Annotated in this window: 23 protein-coding genes and 1 pseudogene; 1 reads left to right on the top strand and 23 read right to left on the bottom strand. The window is 60.9% G+C overall.

Going from position 1 to position 15,950, the window contains the following annotated elements:
• Positions 1-4 precede the first annotated feature (4 nt).
• Complete coding sequence (locus tag D8V06_RS27745) at positions 5-571, top strand: hypothetical protein (RefSeq protein ID WP_130932227.1); 567 nt, start codon at positions 5-7, stop codon at positions 569-571.
• Between the two features lie 327 nt (positions 572-898).
• Here D8V06_RS27745 and D8V06_RS27740 read toward each other — a convergent pair whose 3' ends face one another.
• The 23 genes and pseudogenes from D8V06_RS27740 to D8V06_RS27635 form a co-directional block, all read right to left on the bottom strand.
• Positions 899-2,155, bottom strand: coding sequence for a phage late control D family protein (locus tag D8V06_RS27740; RefSeq protein WP_130932226.1), 1,257 nt, complete (start codon positions 2,153-2,155; stop codon positions 899-901).
• Positions 2,152-2,592: a phage tail protein gene (locus D8V06_RS27735; RefSeq protein ID WP_130932225.1), complete on the bottom strand. Its 441-nt coding sequence runs from the start codon at positions 2,590-2,592 to the stop codon at positions 2,152-2,154. Before D8V06_RS27735 ends, D8V06_RS27740 begins: the two co-directional genes overlap by 4 nt.
• Positions 2,593-2,598: 6 nt before the next feature.
• Positions 2,599-5,187, bottom strand: coding sequence for a phage tail tape measure protein (locus D8V06_RS27730; protein ID WP_130932224.1), 2,589 nt, complete (start codon positions 5,185-5,187; stop codon positions 2,599-2,601).
• Positions 5,180-5,299, bottom strand: coding sequence for a GpE family phage tail protein (locus D8V06_RS27725; protein ID WP_130932223.1), 120 nt, complete (start codon positions 5,297-5,299; stop codon positions 5,180-5,182). The genes D8V06_RS27730 and D8V06_RS27725 overlap by 8 nt, the downstream gene beginning before the upstream one ends.
• 8 nt (positions 5,300-5,307) lie before the next feature.
• On the bottom strand, positions 5,308-5,634 hold the full coding sequence (locus tag D8V06_RS27720) for a phage tail assembly protein (protein WP_130932222.1): 327 nt from the start codon (positions 5,632-5,634) through the stop codon (positions 5,308-5,310).
• A 47-nt stretch (positions 5,635-5,681) separates the two neighbouring features.
• Complete coding sequence (locus tag D8V06_RS27715) at positions 5,682-6,197, bottom strand: phage major tail tube protein (RefSeq protein ID WP_130932221.1); 516 nt, start codon at positions 6,195-6,197, stop codon at positions 5,682-5,684.
• 49 nt (positions 6,198-6,246) lie between these two features.
• Positions 6,247-7,419: a phage tail sheath protein gene (locus D8V06_RS27710; protein WP_130932220.1), complete on the bottom strand. Its 1,173-nt coding sequence runs from the start codon at positions 7,417-7,419 to the stop codon at positions 6,247-6,249.
• 150 nt (positions 7,420-7,569) lie between these two features.
• Positions 7,570-7,992: a phage tail assembly chaperone gene (locus D8V06_RS27705; RefSeq protein WP_241667872.1), complete on the bottom strand. Its 423-nt coding sequence runs from the start codon at positions 7,990-7,992 to the stop codon at positions 7,570-7,572.
• A 3-nt stretch (positions 7,993-7,995) separates the two neighbouring features.
• On the bottom strand, positions 7,996-9,549 hold the full coding sequence (locus D8V06_RS27700) for a phage tail protein (protein WP_130932219.1): 1,554 nt from the start codon (positions 9,547-9,549) through the stop codon (positions 7,996-7,998).
• Positions 9,546-10,157, bottom strand: coding sequence for a phage tail protein I (locus tag D8V06_RS27695; protein ID WP_130932218.1), 612 nt, complete (start codon positions 10,155-10,157; stop codon positions 9,546-9,548). Before D8V06_RS27695 ends, D8V06_RS27700 begins: the two co-directional genes overlap by 4 nt.
• Positions 10,154-11,068 (bottom strand): baseplate J/gp47 family protein, encoded by a 915-nt coding sequence (locus D8V06_RS27690; protein WP_130932217.1) that lies wholly within the window; start codon positions 11,066-11,068, stop codon positions 10,154-10,156. The genes D8V06_RS27695 and D8V06_RS27690 overlap by 4 nt, the downstream gene beginning before the upstream one ends.
• Positions 11,065-11,418 (bottom strand): GPW/gp25 family protein, encoded by a 354-nt coding sequence (locus tag D8V06_RS27685; RefSeq protein WP_130932216.1) that lies wholly within the window; start codon positions 11,416-11,418, stop codon positions 11,065-11,067. Before D8V06_RS27685 ends, D8V06_RS27690 begins: the two co-directional genes overlap by 4 nt.
• Positions 11,415-12,014: a phage baseplate assembly protein V gene (locus D8V06_RS27680; RefSeq protein ID WP_241667871.1), complete on the bottom strand. Its 600-nt coding sequence runs from the start codon at positions 12,012-12,014 to the stop codon at positions 11,415-11,417. The genes D8V06_RS27685 and D8V06_RS27680 overlap by 4 nt, the downstream gene beginning before the upstream one ends.
• Positions 12,015-12,052: 38 nt before the next feature.
• Entirely contained in the window at positions 12,053-12,508 is a 456-nt protein-coding gene (locus D8V06_RS27675; protein ID WP_130932215.1) for a phage virion morphogenesis protein, read from the bottom strand.
• A complete protein-coding gene (locus D8V06_RS27670; RefSeq protein ID WP_130932214.1) occupies positions 12,505-12,987 on the bottom strand; it encodes a phage tail protein in 483 nt (160 codons plus the stop codon). The genes D8V06_RS27675 and D8V06_RS27670 overlap by 4 nt, the downstream gene beginning before the upstream one ends.
• Positions 12,984-13,178, bottom strand: a pseudogene (lysC, locus tag D8V06_RS30975) (Rz1-like lysis system protein LysC); the annotation flags it as partial. The gene D8V06_RS27670 and the pseudogene lysC, both read right to left, overlap by 4 nt.
• Positions 13,093-13,536 (bottom strand): Rz-like lysis system protein LysB, encoded by a 444-nt coding sequence (lysB, locus tag D8V06_RS27665; protein ID WP_130932213.1) that lies wholly within the window; start codon positions 13,534-13,536, stop codon positions 13,093-13,095. The pseudogene lysC and the gene lysB, both read right to left, overlap by 86 nt.
• Entirely contained in the window at positions 13,533-13,739 is a 207-nt protein-coding gene (locus D8V06_RS27660; RefSeq protein ID WP_130932212.1) for a hypothetical protein, read from the bottom strand. Before D8V06_RS27660 ends, lysB begins: the two co-directional genes overlap by 4 nt.
• Positions 13,736-14,575: an N-acetylmuramidase family protein gene (locus D8V06_RS27655; protein ID WP_130932211.1), complete on the bottom strand. Its 840-nt coding sequence runs from the start codon at positions 14,573-14,575 to the stop codon at positions 13,736-13,738. Before D8V06_RS27655 ends, D8V06_RS27660 begins: the two co-directional genes overlap by 4 nt.
• A complete protein-coding gene (locus D8V06_RS27650) occupies positions 14,572-14,886 on the bottom strand; it encodes a phage holin, lambda family (protein WP_056852168.1) in 315 nt (104 codons plus the stop codon). Before D8V06_RS27650 ends, D8V06_RS27655 begins: the two co-directional genes overlap by 4 nt.
• Positions 14,887-14,955: 69 nt before the next feature.
• Positions 14,956-15,168, bottom strand: a complete 213-nt coding sequence (locus tag D8V06_RS27645; protein ID WP_130932210.1) for a tail protein X — start codon at positions 15,166-15,168, stop codon at positions 14,956-14,958.
• A complete protein-coding gene (locus D8V06_RS27640; protein WP_056852170.1) occupies positions 15,168-15,371 on the bottom strand; it encodes a hypothetical protein in 204 nt (67 codons plus the stop codon). Before D8V06_RS27640 ends, D8V06_RS27645 begins: the two co-directional genes overlap by 1 nt.
• Positions 15,371-15,844, bottom strand: coding sequence for a head completion/stabilization protein (locus tag D8V06_RS27635; protein ID WP_130932209.1), 474 nt, complete (start codon positions 15,842-15,844; stop codon positions 15,371-15,373). Before D8V06_RS27635 ends, D8V06_RS27640 begins: the two co-directional genes overlap by 1 nt.
• Positions 15,845-15,950 lie beyond the last annotated feature (106 nt).

Here is a 15,950-nt window from a genome sequence, read left to right as displayed (position 1 = left end):
TTAAATGCTTAGGACTGCAAAAAAGCTTGTGCTGGCCACTGCCCTGTTTTCGACCTTATCAGTTACGGCTCACGCTCTGGAGCCGCAGCATTTTGATAGCCTTCCGGCGATGGTCGAGGACTTTGGGGATTTCTCTGAGGAGAATGGCACCTTCAAAGTCTTGTCCGCCAAACCCCTGCATGTACAGTTTTCTCCCCACGTTGTACCTGGTGATTTGCCAGAAAATGTTCGTTATGAAGTGCAGCGCGCTGCGCTTTATGGCGTGTTTCGAACTTTTGTGCACACCTCTGCTGATGCTGTTCAGGTCACGGCCGCTCCACTCGAGATTGATATCAAAAATGGCGGCACCAGAAAACTAAAGGGACCTGCTGTCGATATCACTGTCACCCGTGCGCAAGCCTTGGCGGCTGTAAAAAAATTCATCCAGGTGAACGATTTTTCGGATCTCGTTGACCCACAACAGATGGGCAAGATTCAGGTGGATAACTGGACCAAAGACTTCGAAAGTCTGTACTACAAACAACCGAATATCGACAGGTTGCTTGTGGATTTGAAGGCGAAGCAGGTCTAACCCAAGACGGGAACGAGGTTCGAATCGCAACTCAAAAAGCTCAGCTCAGGCTGAGCTTTTTTGTTTCCGAGCCTGCAGCCCATTGGCGAACGCGACGGAGAAATGTACTGTATGCACATACAGCTATGGAGCGTTGCAAGCGATGGACCTGATTCATATCCCCTCTCTCCCGAAGATCGCCGGAGTATCGGCAGTCGAGCCCATTACGAAATTGGAGCTTGATCTGCTCGTTGGCTACCGGCGGCTATCTGTGGATGACCAGGAGCGGATGCTTTCGGTATTGCAAGCCATGGTGGCTGTTAATTGCTCGAGCGACTCGCCCCGGCCTCAACGCTGAAGCCGCTTGTTCTCCCTCTCTGCTGCCCGTTTCGCTGAAGACTTACTCTCATAGAGATGAGCTAACCGTCTCGGCTTGCTTTGGTCGCCCTCGGTGAGTTGCTTTTGCTCTCCCGTCTTATCGTCGCGGTACCACGCCACGATTCCTGTGTAATTGTCCGAATTGTCAGCCAGTTCATTCACGCCGTCGTCGTCCGGTAGCTTGGACTCCAGTTCGAGACTGGTGGTGAACGAATCCGGCGAGAAGCTGTGTTTGACGTTTCCGCCCAACCACACCACGTCAGAGATTTCTTGCTTGATGCCAACCAGGGAGTAGGTCAGCTCGGGCGTCAGATCGGGTCGGCCCCTCGCCAGGGTATAGCTGAGTGTCGCGGTACCACGTTGCAGCCTGCTCATTTCCGAGCGAGCGGCCACCAGTGCACTTTTCTGGTCAGTGTAGGTATGGCGCAGGTCTTTCAGGTTTTCCCCGCCGCCGGCAATGGCCTCTTTTTTCTCGGCGCTATTCACCTCGTAGTAGAAAGCACGCACACCCGTGTAGCTGTCGCGATCAGCCTGAAGGAACCGGTGCTGATCGCCATCCTGGCGGGTGAGGGTGATGTGGGGAAGGTGTAGCCCGCTGGCGGTGGTGGATTTCCCGATAGGCATGAACAGTAGACGGCCCGCCTTCACGGTAGCGATGGCATCGTTCTCGAGCCCCAGGCGGCTGAGCAGATTGGCATCGGACTCATTGGCTTGGTCAAGGTGCGCAAGGTTGAGGGCACTGAAGGCGGCACTGACTACGGCGCCGAGCCCGTATGCCCCTGCAATTGCCTCGATGACAGCTTTCAATGTCTGGCCATGCCAGCTGCGTTCCCGTTTGACCTTCAGCCCCGCACGTAGATCGGCGCTACGGGCGCGGATGCTGAGTTGGTCAGGTGCCCCACTGTGCTCGGTCTCGTCGACGGTGTAGGTGCCTTTGTCGACCAGGCCGGTATCACTCCAGCCCAACCAAACTTGCAGGACTGCACCCTTGGGCGGAATGGCCAGCATGCCGTCATGGTCAGACAGGGTCACGTCCAGTTGGTCCGCCTCCATCCCGCGATTGTCGGTGAGCTCGATGTTGATCAAACGCGCCTCGATCGCCGCCGTGATGTCATTGCCATCGACCACGACGCGGCAGATCGGCCGAGGGTAGGCCGTCGCATCGCGGTAGGCCTCTTTCGCCCTGTCAAGGTAGGCATTGACCTGGTTGAGGGCCTGATCGATCACAGAACACTCCTGAGGATGTTTCCTGCGGTGCTCGCTGCAGCGCCGAGGATGTCGGCACGGCCGTCGTCGGTGCGCTTGAGCGCAATGGTGAACTCGATGCGGCGGGCGGCACCGTCGGTGAAAAAGAGCGTCCTAGTTTCGTTGATGCTCTCGATGACCCACGTTCCAAGGATCCGCCCGGTGCCCTCAATGAGCGGCCAGGTCTTTCCGGTGTCAGCCATCACACGCAGGGTGTCGAGGCTCAGTGGTGTTCCGGACAATGCCGGCAGTAGGACACCAGGTAGGGTGATGGCATCCTCACCACGGCCGAGAAACTGACGGGCAGGATTGGTCCCGATTCGTGATGTGGTGCCGTGGCGCCAGTCGGTCTGCCGCTGCAGCTCCTGGTACACCAGAGTTTCTAAGGTGAAGACGAACATGCCGAGGGCCATCATCATGGGTGATTACTCCTGGTCGTAAAGGGAACTGCGTCCCCGCGCCTGCTTGGCGTTCTGGCGCTTGTCCAGTTCGGCCGCGACAGCTCGCGCAATGGCAGACGGATCCATCCCCGCGGCTGGATGGATGTTGATGACGATCTGATCGCCCGCAGCCTGTGCAAGCGGTGCTGCAGAAGTGGAAATGGGCGCTCGATTGTCGACGGCGATCGCGCCGCCGGCACTGCCCATACCAATGGCCAGTGCGCCGGCTTGGGCCAGTCGTTTGCCGGCACCGGCGACAGCGGCCAGTGGACCACCCTCACCATCGGAAAGGCCCTGAGCCAAACCGGCCATGGTGAAGCCGCCCAGTTCAGCGAACACGCGGGAGGGGCTGTGGATGCCGAGTTTTTCCTTGAACCAGCCAATGGTGTTTTCACCCGCTCCAACCACGGCGTCTTTCACGCTGCCCGCTGCAGCTGTGATGCCGTTGACCAGGCCGGCCATGATCATGCCGCCGAACTCGGTGAATTTCCCCGGCAACTCAACCCCGAAGTAGCTCATCACACCGGCGAAGGCGCGGTAGAACAGGCCGAGTGGGCTGAAGTTGACCAGGATCTGCAGAATGCCGGCGATGCCACCACTGAAGCCCTGCTTCAGCTCAACCCACAGCGAGCCCAGGTAGGCTTTTACCTTGTCCCAGTTGGCGTAGATCAGGTACGCGGCCGTGGCAATGGCAGCAACAGCGGCGACGATCGGGTTCGCCATGAACAGTCGGCCAATCCACAACAGGGCCTGGCCCACCAACGGCAGAACTTTGCTGCCCAAATTGACCAACAAGCTGAGTACGGAAGGCAGTCTTATACCGATCAACGACAACCCATAACGTACAGCCAGGAACGGTCCTAAGGCACCCGCGACGGCCAGCGCGGCGGCGCCGAAGCCAGCGGCCACAGCGGCAATGCCGGCGGCAACGGTCAGAATGCCTTTGACCAGGCCGGGGTTCGCCTGAGCCCAGGCATTCACCTTCTCGAGCACGTTGTTGAAGCTATCGACCAGGGCCACAAGCGTCGGCCGCAGTGTTTCGCCCATCGCGCTGCTGAGGTTGAACATGCGGTTTTGCGACATCTGCCAGCGGGCGGACAGCTGCTCGCCTTTGATGTCGCCCTCACGCTGCATCGAACCCGCGCCCTTGACGCTGTTGACCAGCTCAAGCTGGCGTCGGTATTCGCCGATGTTGTTGGCCAGCTTGGCGGCATCGTCGCCATATTCCTTGCCAAACAACTGCGTGGTCACACTCAATTGTTCGCCCTTGGGCAACTTGTTGATGGCATCCAGCACCTTCTGGATGGTGCCCGTAGCGTCTTTTGCCATCCCCTCCTGGACGGCCTTCGCTTCCAGTCCAACGGCTGCCAACCCTTCCTGAAAGCGCTTGGGTTGATTGGTTGCGATCGCCAGCTCGCGGATCATGGCGTTCGTGGCCGTGCCGGCAACCTCGGCTGAAGAGCCCAAAGTGAGGAACGTCGAACCCAACGCGGCGGCGTCCTTGAACGACATGCCCACCGAGGCCGTGATGCCTGCCGTGCGTTGCATGACATCGATGATATCGGCGCCCTTGGATTTGGCGTTGTCGTCCAGGTAGTTGATGGCGTCGCCGAGTTGACTGACGTTCTGGATCGGCAGTTTGTACAGGTCGGCGATCCGAGCCAGGTTCTCACCGATCTGATCGGCCGGCAGTTCAAACGCGGTAGCAGCCGTCGCAGCGACACGGGCAAATTCGAGCAGGTTGTCTTTGCCCTGGACGCCCATGCGCGCGCCCCCTTCGACCAGGGCGGCGATATCGGTCGTGGCCATGGGGATTTGCTCGGCCATTTTTTTGATGGCAGCGCCCATGTCGTAGTAGGTCTGTGTGAGCTTGCCATTGTCGTCGCGTGCGCCGTCGACCTGCTTGGCCACCCCGGCCATCGCATCCTCGAAGCTCGAATAGCTTTTCACCATGCCGAGGATCGGCAGGCCCACGGCGGCACCGGTGGCGCCAGAACTGGCGCCTGCTACTGCCGCATTGCCGGCAAATTCCCGCCCTTTGCTGTAGCTGCGCTGCAACCTGGACACGCGCTCTTGCTGCTTGCCCAGGGCGGCCAACCGCTCACGCTGGGTCTTTATGGCTTGATTCGCCGCCTCGATATCAGTTTTCAGCCGGCGTTCCGTGCTGCCCAGATCGCGGGTATCAGCCCCGGTGGATTTGACCAGGGGGATCAGGCGCTGCAATTCGGCGCGTTGCTCACCATGCTTGTTCTTGAGCTTTTCCACCGCTGCGGTGGCGTTGACAAAGGTTTTCTGGAAAGCCGCCGAGGGGGCGTCCATGCCTTTGAGTTGCTCGCGGTACAGGCGCAATTTGTCCTGGGCCTTGGCCAGTTCCTCCGAGGTTTGGCGCACGGCCTCGCGTTGGCGGGTGTAGCTGGAAATGTCCGATTGCTGTGCGTTGAGCGCCTTCAACTGGTCGCGTGCTTCCTTGAGCGCACGTGAGGTGGCATTGCTGCCATTGCTGATCCTCTTCAGGGGGGCGGTGACCTTATCGACCGCCGACAGCAGTACTTGGAGCTGCAGCTTGTCAGTCATCTTTCGCCCCGCTTCTTACCCGGGCGCGCTCGCGCCACTCCATTAATTCAGCGAGGGACAGCGGATCCATGGCCGCTGGCCCCCAGTGGAAAATCACAGCGATGTCCGCCATGGCGTCATCTACGCAACGAGGGACGCATCCACCTTCGCCGACTTCGGCAGCAAAAAACCTGTCACCACGGTGGCCATCTGCACCAGGTCGGCCGGGTCCATCTGCCCGAGTTCAAAATCGGTCAACGCAGGGCTGGTGATACGCGGCAGGACTTTGCGCAAGGCGAGGACATCCATCTGCAGCAAGTCCGACAGGCTCACGCCACGCAGCTCGCCCGACATGGGTTTGCGCAACGAGACGGAGGTGATTTCTTCGGTACCGCGCTTGATCGGAGTATCCAGGGTGACGTCTTCAACATTGGGGTTCTTTTGTGGAGCTTTTTCTGGCGTTGGCATGGTGATGTCCTGAGAGTGGGGGAGGGGAGCCGCCTTGGGTGGCACGGCTAGAGGCCGATGGCTTTGCGGTGTTCAGCCAGCATGTCTTTGCCGTTGACGTTGAAAATGAAGTTGAGCAGATCGATTTCGACTTCCACGTTTCCATCGATCGACAGCTTGTAGTAGCTGCAGGTGGTGGTGAACTTGTGCTCGGTGTCCTCACCGGACTCGGCATCTCCCATGTCGATTTCTTCATGGCGACCACGCACAACGACCTCGACGGCCGAAACGTCGCCGGTGTCATCGCGTTGAATGGAGCCAGCCCAACGCAGCATCACGCCACTGGCAGAAACGGCGCCGTATTGACGCAGTGCGGTCAGGTCCCAGCCGCCGAGTGTCCATTCCAGCTGAATGCCGTCGTCGCTGTGGCCGAGGTCGGCCTTGACCGGGCCGTCCATGCCACCACCACGGAACTGTTCGAATTTGCGCCCGAGCTTGGGCAGGGTGACGCTCTTCGACTGGCCGACGTAGCTGACGCCGTCGTTGAAGAGGTTCATGTTCTTGAGCTTTTTTGGCAGGGCCATTGGGGCGCTCTCCTACGGCGCGGCCGAGGCCGCGCGGGTGAATGGGTGATCAGGCGTTGACGCGGCTGGCGAAGTCGACCAGGTAGCGATCGGTGATGCGCTGGCGCAGGTTCAGGTTTTCCAGCGGCGGTACCGGCGTGTAGTCGTAGTCCAGGTACAGCTTGCCGGCCTTCAGGGTGTCCTTGTCATTGGCGGCCTCGTCGTACCAGCACTCGCCGCCAATCAGGTAGCCCAGGCGTACCAGCTCGCGGAACTTCGCATTGATGCCTTCGACGATGTCGCGCACCAGGCTTGCGTGCATGGGCTTGTCCACCGCCCAGAACTGGCCCTCGGCCATGGTGTCGGCGAGTACCTGGGCGGTGCGGGTGTAGTTCTCGAAGGCAAACAGTGGATCGTCGCTGCAGGTGCGCGAGCCCCAGAAACGGAAGCCTTCGCGGCGAATCAAGGTGGTGACGTCAGCTGCGTTGAGCAGGCCGGCGTCGGTGGCTGGGTTCTGCAGATCCCAGTAGATGTCCTTGCTCAGCCCAGACACACCGTTGACCGGCACGTTGGACAGGGTTTTGTGCCAGCCGACCTGCTCGTCAAGCTTGGCGCGCAACCCCAGCGCGCGGGCGATGGACGAGGCGGGGGCATCCGCATTCGTCGTGGTGTCCCAGTTAATGAAGTCCGGCCAGATGGTCATCAGTTCCCGCGCACCGAAGTTCTCGCGGTATGCGATCGCCTCGGAGACGGTCTCGCAGTCCCAGGCATTGGCATAGGCAAAACCTCGGAGCTTCTGCGCGATGCCAACCAGCTCGGTGGTGACGGCCAGTGAGTCCAGACCTGGCACCCCGAGTATGCGCGGACGCACACCGAGTTGGACTTCGGCCGCGAGCAGCGCCTTGAGGCCTTTGTACTGTCCGTTGGCGCTCACACTACCTACGATGTTGGAGGTGGTTTCTGCTTCGGTCGCGCCTTCTTCCACCCGTACCACAACGGTTACCGGGCTGGCCTGGTCGGCGATGGCGTCCAGGCTTTTAGCCAGCGTACCGAGCTCGCCGGCCTTGCCGCTGGCGGTCAGCACGTCGGTGAGCAGAACGGGCTTGTTCAGTGGGAATGCGACCGGGTCCGCGTCGCTTGCTGTGCAGACCATGCCGACTACTGCCGTGGCGATAGTGCGGATGGGGCGGGTGCCTTCGTTGATTTCGACGACTCGGACGCCGTGATGGTAGTCAGTTGCCATGGTGATTCCTGCGCGTTGGTGGCGATGAAACGCAGGGTGACGCGCGCGCGATGCAGCAGCGAGCATCTGGGGTTGTAGGAAGGGCTGGCACAACAAGCACGTGCAGTGCTGAAAGGAAAAGCCCCGCTGACGCGAGGCTGTGTACGGCGATTATTGGGTCTGCTCGGCGATCCAGGCCGGCGGCGACGGGCGTCCTATCTCGGCCGGAAACGCCGCTTGCTCGGGCCAATCGCGCAGTGCCTGCATATAGTCCAGCAAGCCGGCGAACTGCTCCGAGGTAATGGTGGTCGGCCGGTTCAGCTCGCGCTCGTCGCGGTGCCGGTCACGAATCCATTGCACGCGCTGAATTTCGCTGTCGCGCCAGGATCGTTCGAGCACGGCCAGATCCTCGGGCGGTGGGTCGATCAGGATCGGCAACCCGTCAGCATCATGGCTGCGAACCTTGCCGGGCTCGGGATTGGCGAGGACCTCTAGATAGCGACCATCGCTGATTTCCTTCGCATCAGCTGGCATGGTCCTGTGCAGGCCTTCAAGATAGGTCGTTTGCGTGGTCTGACTATAGAATCGTTTCAATACTTAGACTCCAATTCCAATGACGCGGGCCGGCGAATTAATCGAGCCGCCCCAGTTGTACAAGTTCACCGCAACAGGCGACACACCTCCCGCCACAACATTGCCAGCGTTGCCATTCCCAGCGTTACCCAAAGGCGCCGCGAGCGCCCAAATGCAGCCCACCGGGAAGGCCATAGGCCAATAAGCCGCGCCCGTTGCACCTGGTGCGATCGACGCCGAACTGGTCCATTGAATGATTAAGCTACCGAGCCAAGACGGAAACACGACATAACCTGATGCGTTGAAACTCACCGTAAAACCCAAACGCATCTTGTACGGCGTGACCATGACGTCATCACCTGATCCCGCATTGACCTGCGCCAAGGTCGCTACTTTGGCAATGCCCTTGACCACTTCAGTCGCCTGAATAACCAACGCCGCAATTCCAGCAGAGAATTTTTTCGGCGTGACAATAGTGGTGTCATCGGCGCCCGAGTTGGTCTGCGTCTGCGTCGCAATTTTCGCCCAGCCGAATGCGGATTCGGTCGCCTGAACTAACCGCTTGGCGATGGCCTGGAACACGCGCAAGGCGGTCATGGGCTTGGTGTTGTCCTGATCGGCCTGCGCCTCGGCTTCGGCCTGCGTCGGGATGTCGATGCCGTAACCCGTCAGCGTGGTTGGATTGGTGCCGCCAATGACTCGACCGTACTTGTCAACGGTCACGCTGCGGTAGGTGCCGGCGTTGATGCCCGTGCGCCCGCTGACCATTTCAAACAGCAGATCCGAAACGCCCAGGACAATCGGCCCATCCGTTACCAGTTGCCAAACGCTGTCGCCGTTGAGCGTGCCGCGTTCGACATGCACGAACATGCCGGGAGTTACCTCCAGACTGCTGTCGGCATCCGCGCTGCGTGTCCATACCCCCGCTGCTGACACGTTGTACAGACCATTATCTTTGGACGCGACCTGATGCTTTACCAGCACCCGTGAGTCGCCGGTCAACTGCACGGCATCGATGATCTGCAGGCCATTCAATGCCACCGGGCCGGTGGTAGCTGCCAATACCGAATGCTTAAAGTCCTGCTTGTTCAGCTCATCGAGGACTTTTTGATCTACATACGACCGGGTCGCTAGCACCACGCTCGGATCGATCTTGAGTTCGACGGTGCTGCTGTTGCTAACGAGTAGGTTCATGCGTACGACTTGCGTGCGACCAGATCCTTGCGTGAGTAGCGGTTTGAACGACGGCGCGCAGTTGGCGATTGCCACCAGGTCGTTGTCGGCATCGTACAAACCGATCTCGCGGATCCACCAGCCACCGACCTCGGCCGGGATAACTTGCTCGGCAATGATGATGGCGCTATTGGCAGGATCAACCTTGAGCTGATTCAACGGAGCCCGACGCCGTTCATTTATCAGGGCGATTTGAGTGGCGGCCGGGATCGGGTCGGTACCATTGGCATCCCCCACACTCATCTGGGTGATCTTCCAGGGAATGCCCAGGGCATCGGCGTTGGCTTGTTTGGCGGCGCCGACATTGGTCAGGATGGCGAAGAACTGCGAGGTCTGGTCGATCATGGGTAAATTTCCAGAGTGTCGATTGTGTGGTCACGCCCACCACGACCGATAACGCCCGAGACTTCGATGTCTCGCGGCTCCGGTGGGTAAACATCGATTTCGTCGCCTTCATGAAGCGCGGCGGCGACGTGAAAGCCGCCCGAGGTTTCCAAGCTGATGGCCAATCCGGTCAGATGACGTGTCAGGGGTTTGGCGTCTTCGATCAACCAGGTGAGCTCCTGGTACATCTCCTCGGTGATGCCGGTGTCGAGTACCCCGACCTTCAGGGCAAAGGTGCCAGGAACGCCTTCAGGTACCGTCTGCCACCACTCCAGCACCTCGATCAAGTAGCCCAGCGGCTCGACGACGCGTCGCAGGGCGCCGATGGTGCCCTTACGGGAATGGACGTAGTACGAGGTCTTGATGACTCGGCGCTTGGTCGCCTCCGACCAGTTGGAATCCCACCGGTCTACGGAAAACGCCCAGGCGAGGTAGGGCAGTAGGTCGACAGGGCAACGATCGGGATTGACCAGGTCGCGGATCGGAATGGGGACACGCTCGATGCGAGCCAACGCTTGTGCGGCGAGCTGCTCGAGCTGGCTGGCATTGGGTGGCAATAGAGTGCTCACAGTTGCCCCCCGACTATCACTGTCACGCCGGTGCAATACGCCGCTTGGGCGGTGGTAGGGGCCAGGTCAATCCAATCATTGAGCTCTACCTTGCGAACGCCCTCGACGTGCAGGGCGGCATGGATGGCGGACTTCGAGATTTCAACGCCCAGGCGCCGACGCTGCGAAACGAACGCTGCGAGTTTGGTTTCGGCTGCTGCACGAATCGGCTCAGCCTCGGGGCCGGTGGTGGCCAGGTACAACACGGCATCGACCGTGTAGGGCAGGATCTCCGCTGATTGCACGGTGAGACGATCGGCCACCGGACGCCGATCTTCGTCGCTCAGATAGTCAAAAACGATATCCAGCAAATCCTGTGGGGCAGTGCCGTCGCCCAACAGCGCCTGCACGGTGACGACCGCCACGGCAGGGGACGGGCTTTCGGCTGAGGCATCGGCCACACGACCATCGGCGCTGCGCGCGTGCAGGATGTAGCTGTTACGTGGGCCAGCAGTAGAGAGGCCTTCCCAGGCCATTTGTGCGCGCTCGCGCAAGCTTTCATCCGATTCCATCACCGCCGTAACGGGCGGGACTGCTGTGGGATCGGCCGGAATGACAACAAGCCGGTGGACGTTGACGTTGGCGGCCAGTTGCACCAGGTCATTGCCTTTCGCCTTGGCCAGCAAGTTGGCCAGGCACGCCTCATTGACCCGTTGACGCCAAACAGTTTCGCGGTACGCGTTCTCCTGGACCAGTTTGGTCAACGGCTCCGACTCAAGTGCGAGGGTGGCGGCAACTTCAGCCTGCTGCTCGGCGGGCCACAAGCTCACCGTGTAGGCCTTACGCTCGGCAAGGATCTGCTCGTAGTCGATCTGTTCGACCACGTCGGGATCTGGCAGCTGCGCCAGGTTAATCGGCGTGAAAGTCTTCATGCGGTGGCTCCCATCGCCAGCGGTACGCGCAAGTTGAGCGGTTCGTTGGTGTCTACCCGAGTGCCCTCGATGTCGAGAATCGTCTGTCCGGCTTGTTCACCCAGGCTCAGCTGCACACGGCTCAAATGAATCCGCGGCTCCCAGCGCATCAGGGCCATCGCGGTCGCGGCATAGGCCTGCAGGCGCGTGGCGTTATTGGTGGGCCAGTCGATGAGGTCGACCAGCAGGCTGCCGTACTCGCGGCGCATGACACGCGTGCCGATCGGGGTGGTGAGGATGTCGGCAATCGACTGGCTCAACTGGTCGTTGCCGGCGATGACGCGGCCGGTGGCCCGGTTCATTCCGATCATGGTGTCGGCTCCAGGGAGACATCGGTGCCCTTCATGACGCCTTTGGTGCGGTGGTTTACCAGACTGATGTTCTGCGCACCGGCGGTGACGTCTTCAGTTGCGCTGAGCAAGCCCTCGACGGCTACATTTCCGGTGATGTGTACATCGCCGGTGATGTTGACACCGCCTGGGGCGGTCAGATTGGCGGTGCCACCGGCAGGCAGCGTGGCGGTCAATGTGTGGCTCTCGGTGTCGTACTCAACGATGGCGCCATCGCGGTACTTCCGACGTCGGCGGGCGAGGTTGTTGTCCGGCGCCGGGAACTGATCGCTGAAAATGCCGTAAAGGACAAAGCCGGTCGCTGGATTGCCTGAAGGCGAGAGCACCAGGCACTGCTCGCCTTCGCTGGGCGGATCCCACTCGCTGTCGGTACCGGCCCTCGGGGAGAAAAATGGCAGCCAGCCGGTCATCAGTCCGCCAGTTTTCACTCGGCAGCGTGGGGCTTCCGGATCGATGGCGGCGATGGTGCCGGCACGGAGCAGGTTTTCGAGGCGGCGGATTAGATCGGTGAGGTTTTCCATGTCGCCGATGGTGACGCTCGCGCGTGCGAGCCGCACTGGTCGGTTCGTGTAGCGGGGCGTGCTACAGGAACCGGTCAACCAGCGAGATGATCGATTACCGCGTTGCGGATGGTTTCGAGTTCCTGCTCGGTGAATCCGAGCAGCTGACGCGCTTCATATCGGACATCGGCTTGTCCGCGTTCCGGACGGTCTTTCAGGCCGTACTGGTGGACGCGGGCCATGCGGGCCACCCTGCCCAGGAACTCGACCGAGAACCCGACGCCCGAGCTCTGCACCTTGAGGTAACGGGCGGTGCGCAGCTTGGTGAACATTTTCGACTTGATCCGTCCCTGCTTGCCCCGCAGCGTCTGTTTGGGCTTTCGTGGGGCAAACGCGGTGCCGTCCGGATTGCGCTGGGCGGTGATGCGCTGTCGCTGGGTCCGGCGCAGCTCCTGGGCCAAGGAGCCCATAAACTTGCGCCGCTCATTTGAGTCGAGCCGGTTCAACAGAACGGTGGCCCAATCCTCGAGCGCCTGCAGGTCCTGGGTCACGGCTGGCCCCATTGGGCGAGAAATTCGCCATCGGAAGTCGTCACCGTGACGCCGGCAACGGTGAATTGTTCATCGTCAACAAGGGGCTCGGCCGGGTGGTTGACCACCAACTTACCGTCATCCTGCCGCTTGACGATGACTCGCTCGGTGAGGGGCAGTTTGATCGAAAGGTCGACCTTGCTGTTGTCCAGGACATCGGCCTCAAACGCGATCGCATCCTTGCCACGTTCAAGGTTCTCCATCAACTCCCGCTGATTGACCAGCACCCAAGCGAACAGCGGAATGGCGACTGCATCAGGGTGGCCGGCGAAGTCGGTCAGGATCAGATTGAGGGTGTAGGCATATTCAAACGACAAACCCGGGGCAGCGGTGCTGCGCATCGTGCCGTTGTCGATGAACACCAGCAGGCGGTCGGGGTTGTGTCTGAGCTCGGGAATCGAGTCGAGCAGATGTTTGCGCAGGGATTCCGGTTTGTTCATGGCTTGGCGGCCTGCTTGAGTTGATGACGAAAGACCATGTCGACCTGGGCAGCACAATCAGCCCATGCCGCCTCGGCGCGATCCTGATCGGTGAGTAGCCCGCCGTTATGGGTTGGGCTGCTCGCCGGCAGGCTGCACGGCACCACGGCCGGACAGCCACTGACGATAAGCGTCGGCGCCGGTGAGGGCGGGGCGCTCGCGCAGCCGGCGAGCAGCATCAGGCAAAGGCTGGGCAGCCCAATCGCGTAGTTCGGCGTTTTCACGTTTCAGAGCCTCAATGGTGAGTTCGCGTTTTGCCAAACCTTGGCGCAGCTGATCCTGCTGGGTGCGCAGAGTGGTTTGCGCGCTGCGTTCCTGCTCCAGGGTGGACTGCAGAGTCTTGGCGGTTGCTAGGTTGCGGTCGGCGTCTTCGCGGGCAGTTTTGGCGTCTTGCGTTGCCAGTTCCGTGTTCTTGTCGGCAACACTGATGCGCAGCTCTTGGGTCCATATCAGCAAAGCCAAGGCACCGAACAGGGCAGCGCCATAGAGGAACTGGCGCAAAGTACTCACGCGCGGTACCAGCCGAGTTTGTTCATATCACCCACATCCATTTGCTGCACCGGGCCGCGAATGATGATGACTTTGCGGCCTGGCATTTGGACGTAAAGCGCATTGATCAGCAGCTCCATGTCGTGCTGATCGCTGTCCGGTGGCACCACCAGCAGATCGCCGTCCTGGACGTTCAAGCGTTGTATTGCGTCGATATCGATCATGCGGCCTCCGGCATTGGGCAGCTGGAAGCGTGTCGTTGATAGGCGCGCTGCAGCTTGGTGTCGTAGAGATTGCGTTCGTAATCGGGTCCGTTGTAGCCCTTGGCGAACGCCGCCCACTTCTTGGCCTGGAGCGCTTTCACCAGCGCTGGCTCGGCCTCGAGAAAGCGTACGAACGCTTCGAACTGCTCGTTTTCGTCCTTGGCCATGCGGGTGGCGAACTCTTGCACGCTGGCGTAGCCCAATCGCACCGCGTGATACCCCATGATTTGGAAACCGCCCCAGCTGGCCGATTCCAGTGCACAGGTCTCGTCGATCAGCTTGGCATTGGCCAGGCGCTGATGTTCGGCCGTGCCACCGACGTACCCGCCGGCGCGCGGGTTGACCAGGTGGGGTTGGGTGGCCGCGAGCTCGTCGGCATGGGCCTTGAGTGCAGCCGCGTCGTCATCTGGGTGGCGCGGTTTGACGAGCTGCCGGTACATGATGTGCCGCTCGAAGAGGATCTTGGGCTTGCCGTTATCGAGGAAGCCCGAGCCCAGGCTTTCCACTTCGTTCACCGCGAGAATGGCTGCCAGTTCGATGCCGAGCCGCGCAGCAGCGGTTGCCAGCGTGGAGTGGCGCAACAGGCAGGAACAATCGGCACCGGCCAATGCGGCGAGGGTCTTGGGGCCGGCGATCCCGTCTCTGACCAGTCCGATTTTTGATTGATAGTTGCGCACCGCGATTTCGGTGGCGTCGCCGAAATGACCGTCTACATAGAGGTCAGCGCCGGTTTGGTTGAGGCGTTGTTGCAGCACGCGAACATCCTGGCTGCGGTCGCCATGACGAAGGGTTGTCATACCTGCTCCACCTTGCGCTTGAAGAATTGGTTGGCCAGGGCGCGGGTGCCCTCGACGCCCAGCAGTCCGATGACCCCGCCGAAGAATGGCGCCGTCGTCGCCGGGATTCCCAGCAGGGACAAACCGTGACTGCAGGCCAAGGCAAGTGCGCCACACAACGGGGCTTCCAACGCCACGCGACGCAGGGTGCCGCCGCCGTACATGATCCGCAGGGCGGCGATAATGGCGGCGAGTCCACCGGAGTAGATGGCGGGCCAGTTTTGTTCGAGCCAGGCCGCGAGCCAGGCCCATGTATCCGGTTTGTCAGGCATGCGCATAATTCCGCTGTCCGAAGGTGGAGGTAGAAAGCTTTTCGATGCCCAAGTGGTGGGCGGTTTGAGTCAGTCCCATAGGTTCACCATCTGGCGCTGCTCGGCTTGCGGCGCTGCGTCGGGCAGTTGCACCAGGGTGCCGTGTGGCAGAGTCGTTCCGAGGTCGGCCAACCCGGGGTTCGCCTCGAGCACGGCTTCGGTGACACCCGCCGTGCGCCCATAGATCCGCCAGCAAATGGCGTCGACCGTGTCGCCCTGGTTGGCACGCAGGCTGGTCGCCATCACGCGTGTTCCTTGAGTTCCGGGGTGATCGGATCGGCGTACACAAACTCCCCATCAGGCGAAACCAATGCACCAGGTGAAATACCCGTCTCCGGGATGCGGCAAACCGCCAAACCCAGCGGGTGCATGATTTCCCGGTTGATCCGCTCGAGCAGGCCCAGGCGGCTGATTTCGTTCCAGTCGATGCGTTTGCAATCAATCATCAGAGCAACTCCACGGTGGCGCGTGAGATACCGCTCAAATCGCGCATCGCCCAGCGCGCATCGCGGCGGTACTCATCAACGCTGGGGGTGAGTTCGTCGGCATTGCTGCTGCCTTCGTTGGTGCTGTCGTAACTGCGGTACCGCTCGGCCAGCTCAGCACCAGCGGTGCAATAGACGGCCCGCAAGTAAAGGTGCAGTGGACGCGACAGGTTCTGGATCAACGGCCCGGGTACGGCTTCCAGATTGGTGTAACCGAGTGCGTGTTGTGCCGCCTGATAGTCGCTGAGCTCGCGGTTAACGCTGAGGATGGCGTTGACCAGGGCGACCTCGAGGCGCATGGAACTGATGCTGGCGTCGAGACGCAGAGCAGCGCGCACGTTTTCGCCGTCGAGATCGGGCCACCACCCGTCATTGCTGATCGGGTGGGGCTCGGTCGCGCTGGGCGTGGTGCCGGTCGCAATAAAGCCGCTCATGTTCTGGCTCCTGGCCAATCAATGCCTTGAATAGGTCGGCGGTGGTCGGGACTTCACAGCAAGGAAAGGAGAAAACCCGCTGATCCGACCCGAGCCGCCGGGGTTG

Source organism: Pseudomonas sp. Sample_24 (genome assembly GCF_004307605.1).
Classification (GTDB): Bacteria; Pseudomonadota; Gammaproteobacteria; order Pseudomonadales; family Pseudomonadaceae; genus Aquipseudomonas.
This window is presented reverse-complemented; position numbering and strand designations above follow the sequence as displayed.

What these genes read in the sequence shown, in the direction of transcription:
- D8V06_RS27655 (WP_130932211.1), bottom strand. Translation starts at nt 14,575, where the DNA reads ATGACAACCCTTCGTCATGGCGACCGCAGCCAGGATGTTCGCGTGCTG.
- D8V06_RS27725 (WP_130932223.1), bottom strand. Translation starts at nt 5,299, where the DNA reads ATGGCGGACATCGCTGTGATTTTCCACTGGGGGCCAGCGGCCATGGAT.
- D8V06_RS27690 (WP_130932217.1), bottom strand. Translation starts at nt 11,068, where the DNA reads ATGAAGACTTTCACGCCGATTAACCTGGCGCAGCTGCCAGATCCCGAC.
- D8V06_RS27730 (WP_130932224.1), bottom strand. Translation starts at nt 5,187, where the DNA reads ATGACTGACAAGCTGCAGCTCCAAGTACTGCTGTCGGCGGTCGATAAG.
- D8V06_RS27710 (WP_130932220.1), bottom strand. Translation starts at nt 7,419, where the DNA reads ATGGCAACTGACTACCATCACGGCGTCCGAGTCGTCGAAATCAACGAA.
- D8V06_RS27745 (WP_130932227.1), top strand. Translation starts at nt 5, where the DNA reads ATGCTTAGGACTGCAAAAAAGCTTGTGCTGGCCACTGCCCTGTTTTCG.
- D8V06_RS27645 (WP_130932210.1), bottom strand. Translation starts at nt 15,168, where the DNA reads ATGGCGACCAGCCTGCGTGCCAACCAGGGCGACACGGTCGACGCCATT.
- D8V06_RS27650 (WP_056852168.1), bottom strand. Translation starts at nt 14,886, where the DNA reads ATGCCTGACAAACCGGATACATGGGCCTGGCTCGCGGCCTGGCTCGAA.
- D8V06_RS27660 (WP_130932212.1), bottom strand. Translation starts at nt 13,739, where the DNA reads ATGATCGATATCGACGCAATACAACGCTTGAACGTCCAGGACGGCGAT.
- D8V06_RS27635 (WP_130932209.1), bottom strand. Translation starts at nt 15,844, where the DNA reads ATGAGCGGCTTTATTGCGACCGGCACCACGCCCAGCGCGACCGAGCCC.
- D8V06_RS27685 (WP_130932216.1), bottom strand. Translation starts at nt 11,418, where the DNA reads ATGATCGGAATGAACCGGGCCACCGGCCGCGTCATCGCCGGCAACGAC.
- D8V06_RS27640 (WP_056852170.1), bottom strand. Translation starts at nt 15,371, where the DNA reads ATGATTGATTGCAAACGCATCGACTGGAACGAAATCAGCCGCCTGGGC.
- D8V06_RS27720 (WP_130932222.1), bottom strand. Translation starts at nt 5,634, where the DNA reads ATGCCAACGCCAGAAAAAGCTCCACAAAAGAACCCCAATGTTGAAGAC.
- D8V06_RS27735 (WP_130932225.1), bottom strand. Translation starts at nt 2,592, where the DNA reads ATGATGATGGCCCTCGGCATGTTCGTCTTCACCTTAGAAACTCTGGTG.
- D8V06_RS27715 (WP_130932221.1), bottom strand. Translation starts at nt 6,197, where the DNA reads ATGGCCCTGCCAAAAAAGCTCAAGAACATGAACCTCTTCAACGACGGC.
- D8V06_RS27670 (WP_130932214.1), bottom strand. Translation starts at nt 12,987, where the DNA reads ATGAACAAACCGGAATCCCTGCGCAAACATCTGCTCGACTCGATTCCC.
- D8V06_RS27700 (WP_130932219.1), bottom strand. Translation starts at nt 9,549, where the DNA reads ATGATCGACCAGACCTCGCAGTTCTTCGCCATCCTGACCAATGTCGGC.